This window comes from Rhodopseudomonas palustris (assembly GCF_003591005.1).
In the GTDB taxonomy this organism is placed as follows: Bacteria; Pseudomonadota; Alphaproteobacteria; order Rhizobiales; family Xanthobacteraceae; genus Rhodopseudomonas; species Rhodopseudomonas palustris_K.
Map to the genome: position 1 here is coordinate 1 of NZ_QYYD01000044.1, position 22,667 is coordinate 22,667.

The 22,667-nt window shown below is 66.5% G+C and carries 17 protein-coding genes; 10 read left to right on the forward strand and 7 right to left on the reverse strand.

Annotation, left to right across the window (positions count from 1 at the left end):
- Positions 1-840 precede the first annotated feature (840 nt).
- From D4Q52_RS24880 to D4Q52_RS24895, 4 genes are all read left to right on the forward strand, one after another.
- A complete protein-coding gene (locus tag D4Q52_RS24880; RefSeq protein WP_119859270.1) occupies positions 841-1,326 on the forward strand; it encodes a (2Fe-2S)-binding protein in 486 nt (161 codons plus the stop codon).
- Between the two features lie 110 nt (positions 1,327-1,436).
- On the forward strand, positions 1,437-3,791 hold the full coding sequence (locus D4Q52_RS24885; RefSeq protein WP_119859271.1) for a xanthine dehydrogenase family protein molybdopterin-binding subunit: 2,355 nt from the start codon (positions 1,437-1,439) through the stop codon (positions 3,789-3,791).
- 189 nt (positions 3,792-3,980) lie between these two features.
- Positions 3,981-4,781 (forward strand): FAD binding domain-containing protein, encoded by an 801-nt coding sequence (locus D4Q52_RS24890; RefSeq protein WP_119859272.1) that lies wholly within the window; start codon positions 3,981-3,983, stop codon positions 4,779-4,781.
- Positions 4,782-4,980: 199 nt separating this feature from the next.
- Positions 4,981-6,087: a CaiB/BaiF CoA transferase family protein gene (locus tag D4Q52_RS24895; RefSeq protein WP_119859273.1), complete on the forward strand. Its 1,107-nt coding sequence runs from the start codon at positions 4,981-4,983 to the stop codon at positions 6,085-6,087.
- A 78-nt stretch (positions 6,088-6,165) separates the two neighbouring features.
- Here the strand turns inward: D4Q52_RS24895 and fahA are convergent, their stop codons facing one another.
- The 6 genes from fahA to D4Q52_RS24925 all read right to left on the reverse strand — a co-directional run bounded on the left by fahA (position 6,166) and on the right by D4Q52_RS24925 (position 12,928).
- Complete coding sequence (gene fahA, locus D4Q52_RS24900) at positions 6,166-7,434, reverse strand: fumarylacetoacetase (RefSeq protein ID WP_119859274.1); 1,269 nt, start codon at positions 7,432-7,434, stop codon at positions 6,166-6,168.
- A gap of 195 nt (positions 7,435-7,629) precedes the next feature.
- Complete coding sequence (gene maiA / locus D4Q52_RS24905) at positions 7,630-8,295, reverse strand: maleylacetoacetate isomerase (RefSeq protein WP_119859275.1); 666 nt, start codon at positions 8,293-8,295, stop codon at positions 7,630-7,632.
- A complete protein-coding gene (hmgA, locus tag D4Q52_RS24910) occupies positions 8,292-9,638 on the reverse strand; it encodes a homogentisate 1,2-dioxygenase (RefSeq protein WP_119859276.1) in 1,347 nt (448 codons plus the stop codon). Before hmgA ends, maiA begins: the two co-directional genes overlap by 4 nt.
- Before the next feature lie 53 nt (positions 9,639-9,691).
- The gene (locus D4Q52_RS24915) at positions 9,692-10,645 is read right to left on the reverse strand and encodes an MBL fold metallo-hydrolase (RefSeq protein ID WP_119859277.1); all 954 of its coding nucleotides are present in this window, start codon (positions 10,643-10,645) and stop codon (positions 9,692-9,694) included.
- Between the two features lie 213 nt (positions 10,646-10,858).
- Positions 10,859-11,080 carry a DUF2783 domain-containing protein gene (locus D4Q52_RS24920; RefSeq protein WP_119859278.1) on the reverse strand — a complete coding sequence of 74 codons (222 nt, stop codon included), beginning with the start codon at positions 11,078-11,080 and terminating at the stop codon, positions 10,859-10,861.
- A 237-nt stretch (positions 11,081-11,317) separates the two neighbouring features.
- The gene (locus D4Q52_RS24925; protein ID WP_119859279.1) at positions 11,318-12,928 is read right to left on the reverse strand and encodes an FAD-dependent oxidoreductase; all 1,611 of its coding nucleotides are present in this window, start codon (positions 12,926-12,928) and stop codon (positions 11,318-11,320) included.
- Between the two features lie 128 nt (positions 12,929-13,056).
- On the opposite strand from D4Q52_RS24925, the gene D4Q52_RS24930 reads away from it, so the two are divergent.
- The 5 genes from D4Q52_RS24930 (at position 13,057) to D4Q52_RS24950 (ending at position 20,299) form a co-directional block, all read left to right on the forward strand.
- Positions 13,057-13,551: a MarR family winged helix-turn-helix transcriptional regulator gene (locus tag D4Q52_RS24930; RefSeq protein WP_119859280.1), complete on the forward strand. Its 495-nt coding sequence runs from the start codon at positions 13,057-13,059 to the stop codon at positions 13,549-13,551.
- Positions 13,552-13,705: 154 nt separating this feature from the next.
- Entirely contained in the window at positions 13,706-15,175 is a 1,470-nt protein-coding gene (locus D4Q52_RS24935; RefSeq protein ID WP_119859281.1) for a caspase family protein, read from the forward strand.
- Positions 15,176-15,291: 116 nt separating this feature from the next.
- The gene (locus D4Q52_RS24940) at positions 15,292-15,924 is read left to right on the forward strand and encodes an OmpA family protein (RefSeq protein ID WP_119859282.1); all 633 of its coding nucleotides are present in this window, start codon (positions 15,292-15,294) and stop codon (positions 15,922-15,924) included.
- 355 nt (positions 15,925-16,279) lie between these two features.
- Positions 16,280-17,215: an efflux RND transporter periplasmic adaptor subunit gene (locus D4Q52_RS24945; protein ID WP_119859285.1), complete on the forward strand. Its 936-nt coding sequence runs from the start codon at positions 16,280-16,282 to the stop codon at positions 17,213-17,215.
- The gene (locus tag D4Q52_RS24950) at positions 17,216-20,299 is read left to right on the forward strand and encodes an efflux RND transporter permease subunit (RefSeq protein ID WP_119859283.1); all 3,084 of its coding nucleotides are present in this window, start codon (positions 17,216-17,218) and stop codon (positions 20,297-20,299) included. It abuts the gene before it with no gap.
- A gap of 358 nt (positions 20,300-20,657) precedes the next feature.
- Here the strand turns inward: D4Q52_RS24950 and D4Q52_RS24955 are convergent, their stop codons facing one another.
- Positions 20,658-21,341, reverse strand: a complete 684-nt coding sequence (locus D4Q52_RS24955) for a Crp/Fnr family transcriptional regulator (RefSeq protein WP_119859284.1) — start codon at positions 21,339-21,341, stop codon at positions 20,658-20,660.
- Between the two features lie 212 nt (positions 21,342-21,553).
- On the opposite strand from D4Q52_RS24955, the gene D4Q52_RS24960 reads away from it, so the two are divergent.
- Entirely contained in the window at positions 21,554-22,450 is an 897-nt protein-coding gene (locus D4Q52_RS24960; RefSeq protein WP_425328511.1) for an HlyD family efflux transporter periplasmic adaptor subunit, read from the forward strand.
- Positions 22,451-22,667 lie beyond the last annotated feature (217 nt).

The window sequence follows — 22,667 nt, forward strand, 5'->3', positions numbered from 1 at the left end:
ACCACCCCCCCTCCACCCCTTGTCCCACCACCCCCCCCCCCCCCCGCCCGGCGCGTCCCCCCCCCCCCCCCCTACACCCGGGGCCCCCCCCAAACGCGGCGCCACCACGGAATCCATACTCCCGAGACTCGCAGTGGCGCACAGCGTGGCCGACGTCGTGCCCCAACGCAGCACCGTGATTATGGATTGCGGGCTCGCGCTACGCGCGCCCCGGAACACGAGAGGCCTTGGGTTACTGCGAAGTAGTATCGCGATGAGTTTGTAAAGCAATCACGCACCCCATCCGCAGCGCGCCCCCTCTCCGCTTGCGGGAGAGGGCCGGGCTGAGGCCGACGCGGGCAGTGAGCCCCTCAACAAAATCCCTGCAAGGACCATAGTCCGCGCCAACGCAGCACCGTGAAGAGGGGCGACACGCGATCGTCACGGTTCGCGGGCGGGGAGCGATGGACGCGGCAGCGGCAGTCGCAGACGTGAAGGCAGGGCGGCTACCTTGACAGGGGACGCGGGCCGACACCTAAGCGCTGACGACCACGCTGCCGCGGATGGAAAAGGCGTGTGGTTGCGATGGCTACCAAAGCTGATGACGGTTGGTTTTGGTAGCATCGCCTCGCGCCACTCTCACCTCATCGCCCGCAAGCGCGACAATGACGGTCAACTTTGTTGCACCGCCCTCTCCATCGTCGGTATCCGCAGGAAGCCGCCCCCATTCGCAACGCCGCCGGACGATCCGTCATCCCATCGTCATCGACGGCGCCTCGCAACGCGATCGCAAAAATCCCAGTTGCAAACTGCGGCGGCCGCGCTTCTAATTGGAACAATTAAAAATTGGGAGGATCGGGCGTGTCCAAAGTTTCACTGACTGTGAATGGTAAAGCCGTGACCGCGGAGGTCGAGGACAGGACCCTGCTGGTCAATCTGTTGCGCGATCATCTCAACCTCACCGGCACCCATGTCGGCTGCGACACCAGCCAATGCGGTGCCTGCGTGGTGCATATCGACGGCCGCGCGGTGAAATCTTGCACCACGCTGGTCGGTCAGGCCGACGGCGCCAACATCACCACCATCGAAGGCATTTCCCGCGGCGAAGAATTGCACCCGATGCAGGCGGCGTTCCGCGACAATCACGGGCTGCAGTGCGGCTACTGCACGCCCGGGATGATCATGTCGGCGATCGACATCGTGAACCGGCACGGCGCTGAGCTCGACGAGCACACGCTGCGCCAGGAGCTCGAAGGCAACATCTGCCGCTGCACCGGCTATCACAACATCGTCAAATCGGTGCTCGACGCCGCCTCCCGCATGAACGTGGCGCAGGCTGCCGAATAGGCCGCCTGCCCGCACTCGTTATCGTCGCCGACCACATAGTCGAATGATGGCTGCGACCCGCGACGCCTGAACCGCGCGCGATCAAAGCAGCCCAAAGGGAGAAACTGCAGATGGGCATCGAGGGAATTGGCGCCAGGGTCGTTCGCAAGGAAGACCGACGCTTCATCACCGGCAAGGGCCGCTACGTCGACGACGTCAAGATCCTCGGCATGGCGCATGCGCATTTCGTGCGCAGCCCGCACGCCCACGCCAAGGTCAAGAGCATCGAGGTCGAGGCCGCCAAGGCGATGCCGGGCGTGGTCGACGTGCTCACCGGGCAGCAGATCGTCGACGACAAGATCGGCAATCTGATCTGCGGCTGGGCGATCCACTCCAAGGACGGCTCGGCGATGAAGATGGGCGCGTGGCCGGCGATGGCGCCGGAGACGGTGCGCTTCGTCGGCCAGGCCGTCGCGGTGGTGATCGCCGAGAGCAAGAACCTCGCCCGCGACGCTGCCGAAGCCGTGGTGGTGAACTACGAGGAGCTGCCGGCGGTCGCCGACATCAAATCCGCGATCGCCCAAGGCGCACCGCAGCTGCATCCCGAGGCCCCGGGCAACGTGGTGTATGACTGGGAAATCGGCGACCAGAAGGCGACCAATGAGGCGTTCGCCAAAGCGGCGAACGTCGTCTCGCTCGAACTGACGAACAACCGCCTGGTGCCGAACGCGATGGAGCCGCGCGCCGCGGTCGCCAATTACGACGAGGCCGAAGAGCACTTCACGCTCTACACCACGTCACAGAATCCGCACGTTGCACGGCTGGTGCTGTCGGCGTTCTACAACGTCGCGCCCGAGCACAAGCTGCGGGTGATCGCGCCCGACGTCGGCGGCGGCTTCGGCTCCAAGATCTTCATCTATCCGGAAGAGATGGTGGCGCTGTGGGCCTCCAAGCGCACCGGCCGTCCGGTGAAATGGACCGGCGATCGCTCCGAGGCGTTCCTCACCGACGCGCACGGCCGCGACCACGTCTCCAAGGCCGAGATGGCGTTCGACGCCGACAACAAGATGCTCGGGCTGCGGGTCACTACCCACGCCAATTTCGGCGCCTACATGTCGCTGTTCTCGTCCTCGGTGCCGACCTATCTGTACGCGACGCTGCTGAGCGGCCAGTACAACATCCCGGCGATCTACGCCGAGGTGATCGGCGTCTACACCAACACCACGCCGGTGGACGCCTATCGCGGCGCCGGCCGGCCGGAGGCCTGCTACTTGCTCGAGCGGCTGGTCGAGACCGCGGCGCGGCAGCTCAAGGTCGATCCCGCCGAGCTGCGCCGCAAGAACTTCATCACCCAGTTCCCGCACCAGACGCCGGTGATCATGGCGTACGACACCGGCGACTTCAACGCTTCGCTCGACGCCGCGCTGAAGGCGATCGACTATGCGGGCTTCCCGGCCCGCAAGGCCGAGGCCAAACGCAAGGGCAAGCTGCGCGGGCTCGGCTTCTCCTGCTACATCGAGGCCTGCGGCATCGCGCCGTCGAAGGCGGTCGGCTCGCTTGGCGCCGGCGTCGGCCTGTGGGAGTCCGCCGAAGTTCGCGTCAATCCGGTCGGCACCATCGAGATCCTGACCGGCTCGCACAGCCACGGCCAGGGCCACGAGACCACCTTCGCCCAGCTCGTCTCCGACCGGCTCGGCATTCCGATCAACCAGGTGTCGATCGTTCACGGCGACACCGACAAGGTGCAGTTCGGCATGGGCACCTACGGCTCGCGCTCCGGCGCGGTCGGCATGTCGGCGATCGTCAAGGCGATGGAGAAGGTGGAGTCCAAGGCCAAGAAGATCGCCGCGCATCAGCTCGAGGCCTCGGAGAACGACATCGTCATCGAGAACGGCGAGTTCAAAGTCACCGGCACCGACAAATCGATCGCGCTGCCGATGGTCGCGCTCGCCGCCTACACGGCGCACAACCTGCCGGACGGCATGGAGCCGGGCCTGAAGGAGAGCGCGTTCTACGACCCGACCAACTTCACCTTCCCGGCCGGCTCGTATCTCTGCGAAGTCGAAGTCGATCCCGGCACCGGCAAGACGTCGTTCGTCAACTTCGTGGCGGTCGACGATTTTGGCCGGCTGATCAACCCGATGATCGTCGAAGGCCAGGTCCATGGCGGCCTGGTGCAGGGCATCGGCCAGGCGCTTTTGGAACACGCCATCTACGACGACAGCGGCCAGCTCGTCACGGCGTCGTTCATGGACTACGCGATGCCGCGCGCCGAGGACGTGCCGATGTTCAACGTCTCGCACACCACGACGCTGTGCCCGGGCAATCCGCTCGGCATCAAGGGCTGCGGTGAGGCCGGCGCGATCGGCGCCTCGGCGGCAGTGATCAACGCCATCACCGACGCGATCGGCACCAACCGGCTGGAAATGCCGGCGACGCCGGATCGGGTGTGGCACGCGATGCAACTGCAGCAGGCGGCGGAATAACAGGCGACGGAGTATGGACACCGTCATTGCGAGCACCCGGATCCGCGCGACGCGCGGTCCGGGCACAGGCTCCGCGAAGCAACCAGAAGCTCAGTGCACCGCGCTGGATTGCTTCGTCGGCTTCGCCTCCTCGCAATGACGGAGGGCTTCGTGAACAGACACACAATTGATCTCTGACAGGAGATATCCATGTATTCGACCAATTATCACCGCGCCTCCAGCGTCGACGAAGCGGTCGCGCTCTACGGCAAGGGCAGCGATCCGAAGTTTCTCGCCGGCGGCCACACCCTGCTGCCGGTGATGAAGCAGCGCCTCACCGCGCCGAGCGACGTCATCGACATCGCCAAGATCCCCGGCCTGATCGGCATCGAGGCCAGCGGCGACAGCCTGACCATCAAGGCGGCGACGACCTACTACGACATCCTCAGCAATGCCGACGTCAAGCGCAGCATCCCGGCGATCGCATATCTCACCTCGGTGCTGGGCGATCCGGCGGTGCGCTATCGCGGCACGATCGGCGGATCGGTCGCGACCAACGATCCGGCGGCGGACTATCCGGCCGCCGTGCTGGCGCTGAACGCTACCGTGAAGACCAACAAGCGCGAGATCCCGGCCGATCAGTTCTTCAAGGGCCTGTTCATGACGGCGCTCGAAGACAACGAAATCATCACCGCGATCTCGTTCCCGGTGCCTGAAAAGGCCGGTTACTCCAAGATGCGCAACCCGGCGTCGCGCTTCGCACTGACCGGCGTGTTCGTCGCCAAGCTGAAGTCCGGCGAGATCCGCGTCGCCGCCACCGGCGCGTCGCAGAACGGCGTGATGCGGGTGCCGGTGATCGAAGACGCGCTGAAGGCGAACTGGTCGGCGTCGGCGCTCGACGGCGTCAAGGTCTCCGACGACGGCCTGATCGAGGATATCCATGGCACCTCGGACTATCGGGCCAACCTGATCAAGGTGATGGCGCAGCGCGCGGTCGACGCCGCCGGCTGAAGACCACTTCATTCCATTTCACGGCAAACGGCGCGCCTGGTGCGCGCCGTTTTGCGTTGCGGCTTCGTATTGCACTGCCGCAGCATAGCCGTATGCAGCCCTGCGCTGAAAAGCAGCTTGCTCTTTGCACGGCCGCCGTGGTGATTTCGGCGCGACACAACGCTCCGCAAGCGCGGACAACAACAAAGGGACACCCAAGGTGCAACAGTCAGCCTCGCCCTCCGCAACCTCGCAGACCGCCAGCGGCCCGCTCACCGGCATCCGCATCGTCGAATTCGCCGGCATCGGCCCGGGCCCGTTCGGCGCGATGCTGCTGGCCGACATGGGCGCCGAGGTGATCACGCTGGTCCGCGCCGGCCAGAAGCCGCAGGGCGCTGCCGCGCGCGGCCGCAAGATCGTCGAGGTTGATCTCAAGAACAAGGACTCCGTCGCCGGCGTGATGACGCTGCTGGATCAAGCCGACGCGCTGATCGAAGGCTATCGTCCGGGCGTGATGGAGCGGCTCGGCCTGGGCCCTGACGTCGTGCTCAGCCGCAATCCGAAGCTGGTGTATGGCCGCATGACCGGCTGGGGCCAGACCGGCCCGCTGGCGCAGGCCGCCGGCCACGACATCAACTACATCTCGATCACCGGCGCGCTGGCGGCGATCGGCCCGGCCGAGCGCCCGGTGCCGCCGCTCAATCTGGTCGGCGATTTCGGCGGCGGCTCGCTGTATCTCGTCGTCGGCCTGCTCGCCGCCCTGCTCGAAGCCAAGCGCTCCGGCAAGGGCCAGGTGGTCGACGTTGCGATGTGCGACGGCGCCGCGTCGCTGATCACGATGTTCTTCGATATGACCGCGGCCGGCCGCTGGAAGGAAACCCGCGAGAGCAACATGCTCGACGGCGGCGCGCATTTCTACGGCACCTATGAATGCAAGGATGGCCACTTTGTCTCGATCGGCTCGATCGAGCCGCAGTTCTACGCACTGCTACGCGAACTCGCCGGCCTCACCGACGCGCAGTATGACGGTCAGATGGATCCCAAGAACTGGCCGGAGCTGAAGCAGAAGCTGGTCGCGGTGTTCAAGAGCAAGACCCGTGACGAATGGTGCAAGCTGATGGAAGGCACCGACGTCTGCTTCGCCCCGGTGCTGACGATGTCGGAAGCCACCAAGCATCCGCACATGGTGGCGCGCGAAGTGTTCATCCAAAACAACGGCCACACCCAGCCGGCCCCGGCCCCGCGCTTCATGCGCACGCCCTCGACGGTCCGTGCGCCGGTGAAGACGGACCTAGCCGGCGTGGCGAAGGAGTGGGGCGGCCACTAACTCCACCGTCGTCATTCCGGGGCGCGCGTAGCGCGAACCCGGAATGACAAACGCTGAGGTTGGTTCGCGGCGAACCAGTTAGCCTCCCGCCGCCACGATCGTCCCCTCGACCTCACCGAACCCGACGCGATATCCGTCGGCCTGGCACCAGCCGCGCATCACCAGCGAGTCGCCGTCCTCGAGGAACCCGCGCGGCTCGCCGCCGGGCAGTCGCACCGGCTCCGCGCCGTTCCAGCTCAGTTCGAGCAGGCTGCCGAGTTGATCCTTCGCCGGCCCCGACACCGTGCCGGAGCCGAGCAGATCGCCGACGCTCATGGCGCAGCCGCTCGAGGCGTGGTGCACCAGCTGCTGCACAGACGACCAGTACATATATTTGAAATTAGTCGCACTGATCCGCGCCGCGCCCTTCATCGCCGGCGTGCGCAGCGCGACTTCCAGAGCCATGTCGTAGTTGTTCGCGCCCTGCTGCTGCAGATAGGGCAGCGGTGTCGGGTCCTGCAAAGGCCCATGCACGCGAAACGGCTCCAGCGCCTCGCGGGTGACGATCCACGGGCTGATTGACGTCGCGAATGCCTTGGCCTGGAACGGCCCCAGCGGCACGTACTCCCACTGCTGGATGTCGCGCGCGCTCCAGTCGTTGAGCAGCGTGAAGCCGAAGATCATCTGCTCGGCCTGCTGCTCGGTCAGCATCGATCCCATCGGCGACGACTGACCGACCACGACGCCGATCTCGAGCTCGAAGTCGAGCCGCTTGCAAGGCCCGAAGCTCGGCAGCTCCGCCGATGGCGGCTTGAGCTGGCCGCGCGGGCGATGGATTTGCGTTCCGCTCACCACCACGGTCGAAGCGCGGCCGTTGTAGCCGATCGGAATGTGCAGCCAGTTCGGCAGCAGCGGATTGGATTTGTCGCGGAACATCGTGCCGACATTGGTGGCATGTTCCTTCGACGAGTAGAAATCGGTGAAGCCCTCGACGCGCAGGGGCAGATGCAGTGTCGCGTCGCGCATTGCGACGAGTGCCTGCTTGCGCAGTTCGGCGTTGTCCCGCAACTCGCGATTGTCGTGCCGTAACAACTCACTGATCCGCGCGCGCGTCTTGCTCCACACCGCCGGCCCGAGTGCCATGAAGGCGTTGATCGACGGCTGCGCGAACACGCCGTCCGGTAGATCGAGTAGTTTCGCGTTCTGCAAAGCTGCGAGGTCAAGCACGAACTCACCGATCGCAACGCCGATACGCGGCGAAGGATTGGTTGCGGTCGAGAACACTCCGTAGGGCAAGTTCTGGATCGGGAAGTCGCCGTCGGCCTTCACATCGACGAAGGAGCGCAGACGCGGATCGTTGGGGTGCATGAAAAATCCTGAGTCAGTTAGGTGCGATGCCGTCGTACAAGAGCGTCGTCATGGCCGGGCTTGTCCCGGCCATCCACGCCTTTCTGGCGACCTGTGCGGCAAGACGTGGATGCCCGGGACAAGCCCGGCATGACGGGGTGATAGTTCGTGCCAAACAGCTGGATTGCTTCGCTGCGCTCGCAATGACGAAACACGTTACTCCGCATCCGGCTGCCGGCCCGGCTCGGCGGCCACGAAGGCATCGACCTTCATCGCTTCCGCCTCGATCTGGCGGATGCGTTCGAACGGGGCGAGGTCGGCGTCGAAGCGGCGGGCGTTGAAGATCTGCGGAACGATGCACAGGTCGGCGAGGGTCGGCTGGTCGCCATAGGCGAACGGTCCCGGCGTTTGCGCCAGCCGTGCTTCGATCGCCGCAAATCCCTGCTCGATCCACTCTTTCGACCAGCGCGCGCGCTCGATCTCGTCGACGCCGAGTTCGGTCAGGCGATGGAGGATTCGCAGATTGCCAATCGGGTGGATGTCGCAGCAGACCGCATAGGCGATCTCGCGCACGATGGCGCGGGCCTGCCGGTCTTTCGGCAGCAGCGGCGGCTCGGGATGGGTCTCGTCGAGATATTCGATGATCGCCAGCGACTGCGCCAGATTGAAATCGCCTTCGCGCCAATACGGCACCAGCCCGGCCGGATTGATCCAGCGATAGGCTTCGAGGTTCTGCTCGCCGTTGCGCAGATGCACGTAGCGCTCGGCGACGACGAGGCCCTTCAGGTTCAGCGCAATGCGGACCCGATAGGCGGCGGACGAACGGAAGTAGCCGTACATCACGGCGCCGTCATGCTCGTCCTGCGACACAGCGTTCTTCATGGCCGGTTCGGATCGAAGCGCTTGTCGAGACCGCGCCAGCAATCGGCGTAGTCGTCCTGCAGCGTGCCGGCGGTGGCGGCATATTCGGTGACGCGCTGCGGATAGCGGGTCTCGAACATGAACGCCAGCGTGCCGGTCAGCTTCACCGGCTTGAGCTCGCTGTTCGAGGCATGCTCGAAGGCGTCGCGGTCCGGGCCGTGCGGCAGCATCATGTTGTGCAGCGAGGCGCCGCCCGGCACGAAGCCCTGCGGCTTGGCGTCGTAGACGCCGTAGATGAGCCCCATGAACTCCGACATGATATTCATGTGGTACCACGGCGGCCGGAACGTATTCTCCGCCACCATCCAGCGCTCCGGGAAGATCACGAAGTCGATATTCGCGGTGCCGGGCGTCTCCGACGGCGAAGTCAGCACGGTGAAGATCGACGGATCGGGATGGTCGAAGCCGATCGCGCCGACCGGCGAATAAGTGCGCAAATCGTATTTGTACGGCGCGTAGTTGCCGTGCCAGGCGACGACGTCGATCGGCGAATGCGGCAGTCTGGTCACGTACATCGCGCCGCCCCACTTGACGTAGAGCTCGGTCGGCGTGTCCTTGTCCTCATAGGCGGCGACCGGCGTCAGAAAGTCGCGCGAATTGGCGAGGCAGTTCGCGCCGATCGGACCCCGCTCCGGCAACGTGAACGCGCCGCCGTAATTCTCGCACAGATAGCCGCGCGCCGGGCCGTCGACCAGTTCCACCCGGAACTTGACGCCGCGCGGGATCACGGCGATCTCGGCGGGCTCGATGGTGATGATGCCGAACTCGGTGACCAGCCGCAGGCTGCCCTGCTGCGGCACGAACATCAGCTCGCCGTCGGCGTCGTAGAAGTGCTGATCGACCATCGACTTGGTGATCAGATACAGATGCGTCGCCATGCCGGCCTGGGTATTGACATCGCCGGCGGTGGTCATCGTCCGCACGCCCTCTAGGAACGTCAGCTCCTCCTGCGGCATCGGCGGCGCGTCCCAGCGCAGCTGCGCGATCGGCATATCGTATTCGAAGCACGGCGCCGAGCGCCACAGGCCGCTATCCGCCTTGGCGAAGCGGCCGGAGTGCTTCACCGACGGACGGATACGATAGAGCCATGACCGCTCGTTGGCGCCGCGGGGCGCGGTGAACGGCGAGCCTGAGAGTTGCTCGGCATAGAGGCCGTACGCCGCGCGCTGCGGCGAGTTACGCCCGATCGGCAGCGCGCCGGGCAGCGCCTCGGTCTCGAACGAATTGCCGAAGCCCGACATGTAGCCGGGCGTGACGCCCTGCGAACCGTGGCCGAGGATCTGCGGTGCGGCATTGATGTTCATGTCATCCTCCGATCGGTCTGGATGCTCCCGGCACGCCGGGACGTTGAGTGATATCAGCCGCCCTGCAGCGCAGCCCACATCTCGCGGTCGCGCTCGGCGGTCCAGATCACCGGATCCTCGATGCCGGAGGCTTCGTCGAACGCGCGCGACACGTTGAACGGCAGGCAGTGTTCGTAAATCGCGAAGCTGGCGAATTTCGGATCCATCAGCTCGCGGGTCGCATCCCAGGTCTCCTTGAGGTTGCGACCCTTGGCGACCGAGATTTCAGCGGCGCCGTACAGCGTGCCGACGAAATCGCGGGTCATCGCGATCGCCTCGCGCGTGGTCTCCAGCCCCTGCAGCGCGTCGCCGCGGCCGGGCGCAATCGCCTTCGGATTGAAGTCGCGGATCTCGTTCAGCGTCGCCGGCCATTCGCGCAAGTAAGCGTCGCCGCAATAACAGGCCGAGTGATACTCGACGAGGTCACCGGTGAACATCACTTCGGCGTCCGGCACCCAGGCGACAATGTCGCCCGAGGTGTGTCCGGCGCCGAGCTGCATCAGCCGCACCTCGCGCTTGCCGAGATAGATCGACATCTCGCCGTCGAACGCCAGCGTCGGCCAGGTCAGGCCCGGAATGCTCTCGGCGTCCTGGAACAGCCGCGGGAAGCGGCCGTACTCGGAATCCCAATCCTGCTGGCCGCGTTCCTCGATCAGCCGATAGGTTTCCTGCGAGGCGACGATGCCTTCGGCGCCATAGGCGGAGGCGCCGAGCACGCGCACCGCGTGATAGTGCGACAGCACGACGTATTTGATCGGCTTGTCGGTGACGGCGCGGACGCGCTCGATCACCTTGTTCGCCATCGCCGGCGTCGCCTGCGCATCGAACACCAGGCAGCCATCCTCGCCGACGATCACTGCCGAATTCGGATCGCCCTCCGCAGTGAAGGCGTAGAGATCGGGACCGATCTCGGAGAACGTCACCTTCTTCTCGGCGAGATCGGTGGTGGAAGCGAAACCCTTGGCCATGCGTGGTCCTTAGCTTTGGTCGATGAGTTCGATTGATTACTTTGATTTACGTAACAGTCTTTGAGTTCGTCATTCCGGGATGCGCCCCTGTTGGGGCGCAGGCCCGGAATCCATACTCCCGGCGGTGGTTATGGATTCCGGGCTCGCGCTACGCGCGCCCCGGAATGACGAACTTGGAGGCCTTGCTCGACGAACCTCACCTCACTTCTTCCCTCACGACGCCACCTGCACGTCATCCACCACCCGCCGCTTTGCCAGCGTTACCGCGTCGCGCAGCACGGCGAGGTCGCCGATGTGGTTGGCGAGGATCAGCACCAATGCAGCGTCGAGCGCGGCGCTCTGCTCGTCGCTGATGCCGCGATGCGCCTCGACGATCAGTCGGTAGGCAGCGTCCGGGTCGGGAAAGTTGCTTGTGGTCGACAGCGCAATAGTCATCGCACGCCTCCCCGCGACGCAGCGCGCTCCCTCTCTCCGCGTGCGGGGGGAGGGCTGGGGTGAGGGGGTGCCTCCGCGGATCGCAGAGGCTCGGCCATGCGGAGACGCCCCCTCACCCGATCGGCTCCGCTGCGCGGAGCCGATCGACCTCTCCCCGCACGCGGGGAGAGGTTGCGCCGTGCGCGTTGTGACGTTTGTTCAATATGCGAGATCGCTGCTGTCACCATGTCGGCGTCCTCATCGTCCGCTCGCCCGCGCCAGCGCGGCTTCGATACCCGCGGCTGTCGGATGCCGGAAGCGGGCGGCCACATAGCCGTCGGGGCGGAGCAGATAGGCCGAGCCCGGCGCGGCGTCGTAGCGCTGCGCGAACGCGCCCTGTTCGTCGCGCAGCGGCGCGTCGTCGCCGATGCGGAGGCTGGCGACGCCGGCAGGCAGCGGCGCGCGCCCGCCGTTGGCGCTTTCGAGCAGCACGAAGTTACGACCGGCCTGCGTGAACGCATCGGTGAGAAACGTCGGTTCGCCGTCCGCCGCGCGCAGCGGCGCGTCGATCAGCGCGGCGCCGGGGCGCGGTCCTGCGGACCATGGATCGACATCGGGCGTCGACAGCGGGCTGTCATACACCGACGGCGTCGACAGCCGGCCGGCATTGACCATGCGCTTGGCGAAGTCGACGTCTTGCGCCAGCGCCAAGACGGCGTCACGCAGCCGCCGCTCCTGTTTGGAATGCGGCGCGATGAAATCGGTCGAGCGCGTGGAGTGGCGGATGTTGTCGTCGGCGGCCTGGCTGCGCTCGGCCTCGTAACTGTCCAGCAGGCTCGCGGGCGCGTCGCCGCGCAGCACCAGCGCCAGCTTCCAGGCGAGGTTTTCGCCATCCTCCAGCCCGGAATTAGCGCCGCGCGCGCCAAAGGGCGAGACTTGATGCGCGCTATCGCCGGCAAAAATCACCCGCTCGTGCAGGAAGCGCTGCATCCGGCGGCACTGGAATTTGTAGACCGAGATCCACTCGAACGAAAAATCACCATGGCCGAGCATTCGCTCGATCCGCGGCCGGACGTTCTCGGGCAGCCGCTCGACTGCTGCCTCGGCGTCGGCGCCGATCTGCAGATCGATGCGCCAGACGTCGTCCGGCTGGCGATGCAGCAGCGCCGACTGGCCGGAATGGAACGGCGGGTCGAACCAGAACCAGCGCTCGGTCGGAAATTCGGCCGTCATCTTGACGTCGGCGATCAGGAACTGATCCTCGAACACTTCGCCGGCGAACTCCGCGCCCACCAGCCCGCGCAGCGCCGAGCGCGCGCCGTCGCAGGCGACCACGTAGTCGGCCGCGAGGCGATACGGGCCGTCCGGCGTGTCGATCGTCAGCACCGCGTGATCATTGTGCTGCGCCAACGCCATCACCTTGTTTCGCCAGCGCAGGTCGATCTGCGGCAATTCTTGCACGCGGTCGACCAGGAAGGCTTCCGCGTAGTATTGCTGCAGATTGATGAAGGCCGGCATCTTGTGGCCGGTCTCGGGCAACAGGTCGAAGCGATAGACCATCTCGCCGCGGCGAAACACCTTGCCAACCTGCCAGACCACGCCCTTCTCGACCATCCGCGAGCCGACGCCGAGCCGATCCCAGACTTCCAGCGAGCGTTTGGAGAAACAGATCGCGCGCGAGCCCTCGCCGATCCGGTCTGCGTCGTCGAGCAGCACCACGGCCTGGCCGCGCTGCGCCAGATCGATCGCCAGCGACAGCCCGACCGGGCCGGCCCCGACGATCACCACCGGGTGACGTGCGGGTTCGCCGACGCGGTCCTGATCCGGATGGCGGCGATAGCCGAACTGAAATTCCTGCGGATGGGCCATCGAACTCAGCCTTTTCGGCCCATGCGGCCAGGCAAAGTGCTGGTCAAGCTTTCCTCCCGCGTGATAGTTTCATTTGCAACCATCTAAGCCGCTGCCGCGCCGAGGCGCAACCCGGTCCGGAGAAAATTTTGGTGAAGCTCGATCTGTTCTCCTTCCTGCCGTTCCGGCTCAACCGGCTGGCCGCCGAAGTCAGCGCGGCGCTCGCGGAAGAGTATCAGCAGCGCTACGGTCTCGACATTCCGGGCTGGCGCATCCTCGCCACGCTGGGCTATCGCGACGATGCCTGCACGGCACAGTTCATTGCGCAGTGCACCCGCACCCACAAATCGACCATCAGCCGTGCGGTCAACGCGCTGCTGGAGCGCGAGCTGATCGAACGAGTCGAGAACGCAGACGACCGCCGCGAACTTCGCCTGCAGCTCACGCCGAAAGGCCGCGCACTGTATCACGAGCTGGTGCCGCGGCTGAAGCGCCGCGAGCAGGAGATACTGTCGTGCCTGTCGGCGCGCGAGCGCGACAGCCTTGCTGACGCGCTCGGCAAGATCGAGCGCCACCTCGATCTGATCCAGGCCAGCCACGGCCACGACGATGCGCCGGCGACCAGGAAGGCTTTGGTCGGCTAAGGGAGTGCCGATTGAATGCCGAACCTTCCGCGTCCGTCACGCGACCCAAGCCACAGTGGCGAGATCGGCCGATTGATCTTATGAAAGACGTCGATCGCATTCGGATTGCCGCCGGCTTCGTCCGGATCGGCGTCCTTGCAAGGACCGGCGTTGCATGAAGCTCCGAACCGCGTTGCTCATCGTCCTCACGCTGCTGATGGTGTCCCCGACCGCATCGATGGCCGCCGACGACCGCGGCGGCCGCGTCGCGCTGGTGATCGGCAACGCCAAATATCCGGACGCCGAGAAGCCGCTGAAGCAGCCGGTGGGCGACGCCCGCGATCTCGCCGACGAGTTGAAGCGGCAGGGCTTCGACGTCGATGTCGGCGAGAACCTCAGCGGCGATGCGATGCGGCGCGCCCTCGACAAATTATACGCGCGTACCAAGCCGGGCTCGGTGGCGCTGGTGTTCTTCAGCGGCTTCGGCATCCAGTCGGGCCGGCAGAGCTACATGATCCCGGTGGACGCGCAGATCTGGACCGAGCCGGACGTCCGGCGCGACGGCGTCAGCCTCGAGACCGTGCTGAGCGAGCTCAACAGCCGCGGCGCCAGCGTCAAGATCGCGCTCATCGACGCCTCGCGGCGCAATCCGTTCGAACGCCGTTTCCGCAGCTTCTCGGCCGGCCTGGCACCGATCATCGCGCCGGGCAATTCGCTGGTGATGTACTCCGCCGCGCTGAGTTCGGTGGTCGGCGACAATGGCGGCGATCGCAGCCTGTTCGTCACCGAGCTCCTGAAGGAAATCCGCGTCCCCGGCCTCGGCGCCGAGGAGGCGCTCAACCGCGCCCGCATCGGCGTCACCCGCGCCTCGCGCAGCGAGCAGGTGCCGTGGATCTCGTCGTCGCTGGCGGAGGAATTCCCCTTCGTGCCGGCGCCCGTCACCGTCGCCACGCCGACGCCAGCAGCAGTGCCCACAGCGGACGCCAAGCCTGCGACCCCGGCGCCAAGCGAGCCCGGCAAGCCCGCTGATCCTGCCAAGCGGATCGACCCGCCGCCGCCGGTCGATGTGCCGAACGCGCTGTCGAAACAGCCCGGCGCCAGCCCTCCGGACCCGAAGCAGGATGACGAAAAAGTCCGGCTGGCGCTGCGCGATGATCCGACGGTGCAGAACCTCAGCAACCGCATCGACGAAAACCCGACGGACGCCAACGCGTTCTATCGACGCGGCCAGGTCTATGCCAGCAAGGGGGCGTATTGGTCGGCGATCAAGGATTTCGACGACGCGATCCGGCTGAACCCGCGCGACGTCGAAGCCTACAACAATCGCTGCTGGGTCCGCACCGTGATCAACGAACTGCCGGCGGCGCTGAAGGACTGTAACGAGGCGCTGCGACTGCGGCCGAACTTCGTCGATGCGCTGGACAGCCGAGGCCTGCTCAATCTCAAGAGCGGCGAGTTCAAGAACGCCATTGCCGACTTCGATGCCGCCCTGAAGATCAATCCCCGGCTGACCTCGTCGCTGTACGGACGCGGGCTCGCGCGGCAGCGCGCCGGGCTGAAGTCAGAAGGCGACATTGACGTCACCACCGCCAAGGGGCTCGACCCGAACATCGTCAAGGAATTCGCCGGCTACGGGGTCGAGTGACCCCGCGTCGCATCTCGCCGGCGCATTGAACCTCCTCTGCTTTGGCCGCGACGACGAGTCGACGGCCCGCGCACCGGCCTCATCCATCGCGCCGTCGGCGCTCAGAGGGTACTGCCATGTCGACCACATCCAGCCTGGCTTTCATCCGCACCGCTATTGGCATCGCCGCGTTGTCGTTCGCCGGCCTTGCCGCCGCGGCCGAGGTTGCCACCGAAGACCAGATCCTGCGCGCGCTGGCACCGAAGAAGCCGCTGACCCGCAGCCTGTCCGCCGAACGCCCGGCGGCCGATCCGACCGAGCGGCAATTCGTCGATACGCTGCGCAACCGGCCGTCGCGCTCGCTGTCGCTCAGTGAGCGCGAGCAGATAGCGACGCTGGCAAAGGACAAGCCGGCGATCGATCTTGAAATCACCTTCGACTACAACTCCGCCAATATCAGCCGCAAGGCCGCGCCTGCGGTGGAAGCGCTCGGCAAGGCGCTGGCCAATCCGGACCTCAAGGGCTCGACCTTCGTGGTCGCGGGACACACCGACAGCATCGGCAGCGAGCCGTATAATCAGGACCTCTCCGAGCGCCGCGCCGACACCATCAAGCGCACGCTGGTCGAGAAATACGGCATCGCCGGCAGCGACCTCGTCACCGTCGGCTACGGCAAGACCAAGCCGAAGGATGCGGCCAACCCCGCCGATCCCGCCAACCGCCGCGTCCAGGTGGTGAACATGACGAGCCAGACGACTGCGGCGAAGTGACCGGGACAGTGAGCGGGACCTGATCGAGGGCGTCCCTACTGTTGCTGCGGTCATCGCCCGGCTTGTCCGGGCGACCCAGTATCCTAGAGCGTGCGTTGATCCGCAGTGCGCTCGCAACAAGCGCCCTGGAATACTGGGTCCCCGGGACAAGCCGGGGAATAACGGCAGAGTGTGACGCGCCTCTGCGGCTCACCATGACGCTGCTGCGAGCGCGCTTTAGGCCTTTTGCCCCAAGATCACGGTGTGTAGATTTCCGCAGCGCCATGAGCGGTTTGGCCGCGCACCGAACGACCCACGGGTGCGGCGCACCTTCAACCGAGATGTGATGAAGCATGCCGATGACGCGAGTGCGCCGATGACCGAACCGTGGATCGAAACCGACCCGCGTACACCACGGCGGGCGAAGCTCCGGCGCGGAGCGGGCGCCGCGATCTTCAGCGCCTCGCTGAGCTGCTTTGCAAGCGTCACCTGGCTCACCCCCACACTCGCCGCCGAGAAGGCCGAGCCGCCGCCGAGCGGCGTGCTGGTCACCGTGGCGAAGGCCGCCAATGCCTGCTTCTCGGACATGGTGCGCATCACCGGCTTCGTGGTGCCGCGCAAGGAGGCCGTGGTGATCGCCGACGCCGACGGCAAGATCACCGAGGTGCTGGTACGCGAGGGCGATGTCGTCACCGACAATCAGGAACTGGTGCGGATGGTGGGCGCGACCGGTGCGAAATCGTTGCGTGCGCCAGCGGCCGGACTGATCACCGAGCTGCGCACTGCGGTCGGCGCGCCGGCGTCGCCGCTCGCCGGACCGGTCGCCAAGATCGCGGTCGGCAATGAGCTCGAGGTCGAGGCCGAAGTGCCCAGCATCCAGGCGCTAAAAGTGACGCCGGGCGCGCCGGCGCGGATCGGGCTCGATGGCGGCTCGGACCTGGTCGGCAAGGTGCGGCTGGTGGCGCCGCAGATCGACCGCAAGACCCAGCTCGGCAAGGTGCGGATCTCCGTCAGCGCTTCGCCGGCGCTGCGGGTCGGCCTGTTCGTCAGGGCGACCATCGACGCGCGGCGCAGCTGCGGCGTCGCAATTCCGCGCCAGGCGGTCGATCACCTGAAGGTGCAGGTGGTGAAGGGCAACACCGTCGAGACCCGCCGGGTGAAAGTGGGGCTCACATCGGACAGCAGCATCGAAGTGCTCGAAGGCGTGCGCGAGGGCGAATTCGTCGTCGCCGATGCCGGCACCTCGCTGCACGACGGCGATCTGATCAAGCCGGTTGTTCAGGACGAATTCGACCGATCGCGGGTGCGCTAGATGGGCCTCAACGTTTCCTCCTGGTCGATCCGGCATCCGCTGCCGTCGATCGTGTTCTCGATCATCCTGCTGGCGCTGGGCTGGATCAGCTTTACCAAGCTCGCCATCACACGGCTGCCGAGCGCCGACATCCCGGTGGTGTCGGTCGCGGTCGCGCAGTTCGGCGCCGCGCCGGCCGAGCTCGAGGCGCAGGTCACCAAGACCATCGAGGACGGCGTCTCCGGCGTCGAGGGCGTGCGCCACATCGCCTCCTCGGTGACCGACGGGCTGTCCGTCACCACCATCCAGTTCGCGCTGGAGACCAACACCGACCGCGCCCTCAACGACATCAAGGACGCGGTGACGCGGGTGCGCGCCAACCTGCCGCAGAACGTCAACGAGCCGCTGATCCAGCGCGTCGACGTGATCGGCCTGCCGATCCTCACCTACGCGGCGATCTCGCCCGGCAAGACGCCGGAGCAGCTGTCGTGGTTCGTCGACGACGTCGTCAAGCGCGCGCTGCAGGGCGTGCGCGGCGTCGCCCAGGTCGAGCGCATCGGCGGCGTCGAGCGCGAGATTCTGGTCTCGCTCGATCCGGACCGGCTGAAGGCCGCGGGCCTGACCGCGCTCGACGTGTCGCGGCGGCTGCGCGGCACCAATGTCGATCTCGCCGGCGGCCGCGCCGAGATCGGCAAGAACGACCAGGCGATCCGCACGCTCGCCGGCGCGAAAACGCTGAACGATCTCGCCGGCACGATGATCAGCCTGCCGTCCGGCGGCGAAATACGCCTCGACGATCTCGGCACCGTCACCGACACCATCGCCGACCGCCGCACCTTCGCCCGCGTCAATGGCGAGCCGGTGGTGGCGCTTGGCATCAAGCGCTCCAAGGGTGCCAGCGATGTCGTCGTCGCCGAAGCAGTGCAGAAGCGCATCGATGCGCTCAAGGCCTCCAACCCGGACGTCGACCTCAAGCTGATCGACACCTCGGTCGACTACACCAAAGGCAACTACGAAGCCGCGATCTCGACGCTGTTCGAGGGCGCGATCCTCGCCGTGATCGTGGTGTTCCTGTTCCTGCGCGACTTCCGCGCCACCGTGATCGCGGCGATCTCGCTGCCGCTGTCGATCTTCCCGGCGTTTTGGGCGATGGACATGCTGGGGTTCTCGCTCAACCTCGTCAGCTTCCTCGCCATCACGCTGTCGACCGGAATCCTGGTCGACGACGCCATCGTCGAGATCGAGAACATCGTCCGCCATATGCGGATGGGCAAGTCGCCCTATGAGGCGGCGATCGAGGCGGCCGACGAGATCGGCCTGGCGGTGATCGCGATCTCGCTGACCATCATCGCGATCTTCGCGCCGGCCAGCTTCATGTCCGGCATCGCCGGACAGTTCTTCAAGCAGTTCGGCATCACCGTGTCGGTGCAGGTGTTTTTCTCGCTGCTGGCGGCGCGGTTCGTCACGCCGGTGCTGGCCGCTTACTTTCTCAAGGACGCGCCACACGAGGAGAAGCCGCCGGGCCGCATTCTGCAGGCTTACACCCGGCTGGTCACCTGGTCGGTCAAGCACTACTACATCACGGTGCTGATCGGGCTCGGCATCTTCGTCGCCTCGATCTGGAGCATCGTGCTGCTGCCGCAGGGCTTCCTGCCGGCGCAAGACACCGCGCGCTCGGTGATGGCGATGGAGCTGCCGCCCGGCACCCAGATCGGCGCCACCGAGAAGACCACCGAGCGCATCGTTACGATGCTGCGCCAGCGGCCGGAGGTGCGCAGCGTGTTCGTTGACGGCGGTCGGGTGCCGCCCGGCATCCAGGAGGTGCGGCGCGCCTCGCTGATCATCAACTACACGCCGAAGGGCGACCGCAAGCTCACCCAGCGCGAGCTCGAACTGGCGATCAGCAAGGATCTCGATCAGGTCCCCGACATCCGCTACTGGTTCCTCGACGAGAACGGCCTGCGGGCAATCGCGCTCGTCGTCACCGGCGCCGACAGCAACATCGTCAACAACGTCGCCCAGGAGCTGGCGGCGCAGATGAAGCGCATCCCGATCCTCTCCAACGTGATCTCGGAGACGTCGCTGGATCGGCCCGAACTGCGCGTCGTGCCGCGCGCCGATCTCGCCGCCCGGCTCGGCGTCTCGACCGAGAGCCTGTCGGAGACCATCCGCGTCGCCACTATCGGCGACGTCGGCCCGGCGCTGGCGAAGTTCGATGCCGGTGACCGGCTGGTGCCGATCCGCGTCCAGCTCGAAGACAGCGCGCGCGGCGATCTGCCGACGCTGGAGCAACTGCAAGTGCCGATCTTCGGCGGCCGCGGCTCGGTGCCGCTGTCGGTGGTGGCGGACGTCAAGTTCGACCAGGGCCCGACCAGCATCAACCGCTACGACCGCGAGCGCCAGGCGACCGTCGCGGCCGACCTCGTCGGCAACGCCGCGCTCGGCGACGCGCAGAAGCAGATCAAGGATCTGCCGGTGATGAAGTCGCTGCCCAAGGGCGTCCGCGTCAGCCCGTCAGGCGACGCCGAAAGCCTCGCCGAACTGTCCGACGGCTTCGCCACCGCGATCACCGGCGGGCTGATGATGGTCTACGCCGTGCTGGTGCTGCTGTTCGGCACCTTCCTGCAGCCGATCACCATCCTGTTCTCGCTGCCGCTGTCGATCGGCGGCGCGATCGGCGCGCTGCTGATCACCGGCAAGCAGCTGACCACGCCGGTGTGGATCGGCATCCTCATGCTGATGGGCATCGTCACCAAGAACGCCATCATGCTGGTGGAGTTCGCGCTGGAGGCGATCCGCGCCGGCAAGAGCCGCGAGGAGGCGATCATCGACGCCGGCCAGAAGCGCGCGCGTCCGATCGTGATGACCACCATCGCGATGGTCGCCGGCATGATGCCGAGCGCGCTGGCGTTCGGCGCCGGCGGCGAATTCCGTTCGCCGATGGCGCTGGCGGTGATCGGCGGCCTGATCTTCTCCACCGTGCTGTCACTGATCTTTGTGCCCGCCGTCTTCATGATGATGGACGATGTTGGCCGCCTGTTCTGGCGCTTCGGCAGCAAGCTGCTGAGCCACGGCGGGGATGCGGAGAGCGGCGTGCGACGGTGAGGCCGCGGCGAGGTCACGCATAACGCCGTCGATCGGGCGCAAATCTCTCGTTCGTCATTCCCGGGCGCGTGAAGCGCGAGCCCGGATCCATAACCACCGCGCCGAGTTGTGGGCCGCGGCATCGGCGAAGCTGTGCTCCACCGCGAGTCTCGGGAGTATAGATCCGGGTTCGCGCAGCTTCGCTGCGCGCCCGGAATGACGAACGAGAGTATGGCGGATCGCGTCGCAATCCGCGCCTCCCTGCTCGCGGCGCCCTCACCCCAGCCCCCTCCCGCAAGCGGAGAGGGAGGCGCGCTGCGGAGCGGGGTGGGCTTCGCACAACTCACAGCGGCCTTTACGCGCGCGTTGAGTTCGCTGCTCAGCGCTGCTGGCTCCGCGCCACCGCGGTCAGCCGGCCCATGTTCTTGAGCAGGATGCGGCCGCGGTGAACGTCGAGGATGTCGTCCTTGCGCCAGGTCTGGAGCTGGCGGTTGACGCTCTCGCGGGCGGCCCCGACGAAGACGCCGAGTTGCTCCTGCGAGATGTGGACCTCGGCGCCGAAATCGGCCGCCAGCGCGCACAGCCGGCGGGCCAGCCGCACCGGCAGCGGCTGCAGCACCGACTCGTCCATGCGGTCGCTCATCCAGCGGATACGCTGGCACAACAGCCCGATCAGCTTGACGGCGAGCTTGGGTTCGCGTTCGAGATGGCCGAGCAGGTCCTCGCGCCGCAGCACGAAGACTTCGCTGGGTTCGCCCGCGGTGGCATCGGCGGTGCGGCGGTGGCCGTCGAGCACGGCGACCTCGCCGAACAGATCGCCAGGGCCGAGGAAATTCAACGTGAGCCGGCTGCCGTCGGACGCGGTGGTCTCGATCCGGACCTGACCGCGACGGACGCCGAACAACGCGTCGCCGTCGTCACCCTTGCGAAACAGCACCTCGCCGGCCGCGATTTGCCTCGCCTCACCAAGCGCCGCGATCTGCTGCAGCTCGTCGACGCCCATCTCTGCAAACAACGGATTGACTTTGAGCATCATCGCGAATTCGGCATGTGTACTACTCATCGCGACGATTGCCCCCCATTGACCTTGCAGGGATTAGCCGCGCGAAACGCCGAATGGTTCAAAAGCAAATAGTGCGGCAGTCACGGACTTTGTGACAAGAGGCGCGCCGTGCGGCAAGCAAAGCACCGTGGCGCTCGACGCGGCGTGCCTCGGGCGACGAGATACGGTAGGCTGCAGATCTCGGACGTGAAGGATCGACAATGGCGACCATGATGGCAAAACCCCGCCGCTGGCTGCGTGGAGTGAGCGTGTTGGTGCTGGCGATGCTGTGCGGCACAATTCGAGCCTGCGCGGCCGAAGAGGTCGATGCGGATGCGCTGAAGGGCCAGGCCGTCACCGTGCTGAAGGCCACTAAGGCGTGTTTTCCGGCGATCGTCGACGTCTCCGGCTTTCTGATCCCGCGCGAAGAGATTGCGGTGAGGCCCGATCGGCCTGGCGCCAAGGTCACCGAGGTGCTGGTCGAGCCCGGCGAGTCGGTCACCCAAGGCCAGCCCCTGGCTCGGCTTGCGGCTGACGGCGCTGCTGCCACCGTGCAGGCGCCGGTGGCCGGTCTGGTGTCCGGCTCGACCGCAGTGATCGGATCGCCGGCCTCGCCCAAAGGCGAAGCGCTGTTCAGTATCATCACGCACAACGAATTCGACCTGGTCGGTCAGGCCCCGACTCGCGCTCTGTCGCGGCTCGCCGTCAACCAGCCCGCCACGGTGAGGATCGTCGGCTTGCCCGACGAGATCGAGGGCCGCGTCCGTCGCGTCTCGGCGACCGTCGAGCCGAACAGCCAGCTCGCCAGCGTGTTCGTCGGGATCAGTGCGAGCACGCGGCTGCTGGCGAACGCCTCCGGCCGGGCGATGATCAAGACCGGCGAGAGCTGCGGGATCTCGGTGCCGCTGACGGCGGTGCTGTACAGTTCGGCCGGCACAGTCGTTCAGGTCGTGCGACGTCAGACGATCGAGACCAAGCGCGTCGAGGTCGGGCTGATGAACGGCGGCAATATCGAGATCCGCGACGGGCTGCAGGAGGGCGACGTCATCGTCGCCCGCGCCGGCGCGCTGCTGCGCGAAGGCGACACGGTCCGTCCGATCGTCGCCACTGCGGAGCCGGCGGCGGAATAAGCGCCGACCTCTCCCCGTCATTGCGAGCGCAAGCGAAGCAATCCAAAAGCCCCGTGCACGGGGCCCGCCCGTAGGATGGGTTGAGCGCAGCGAAACCCATCGCGCGGCAGGGCGCGGAGGTGGGGGGGGGGGGGGGGGGGGGGGCCCCCCGCCCAGGCAGCCGGCCGGGTTGAGGGGGGGGCGCGCGGGCGGGGGGGGGGGCGCGCCCCCCCGGGAT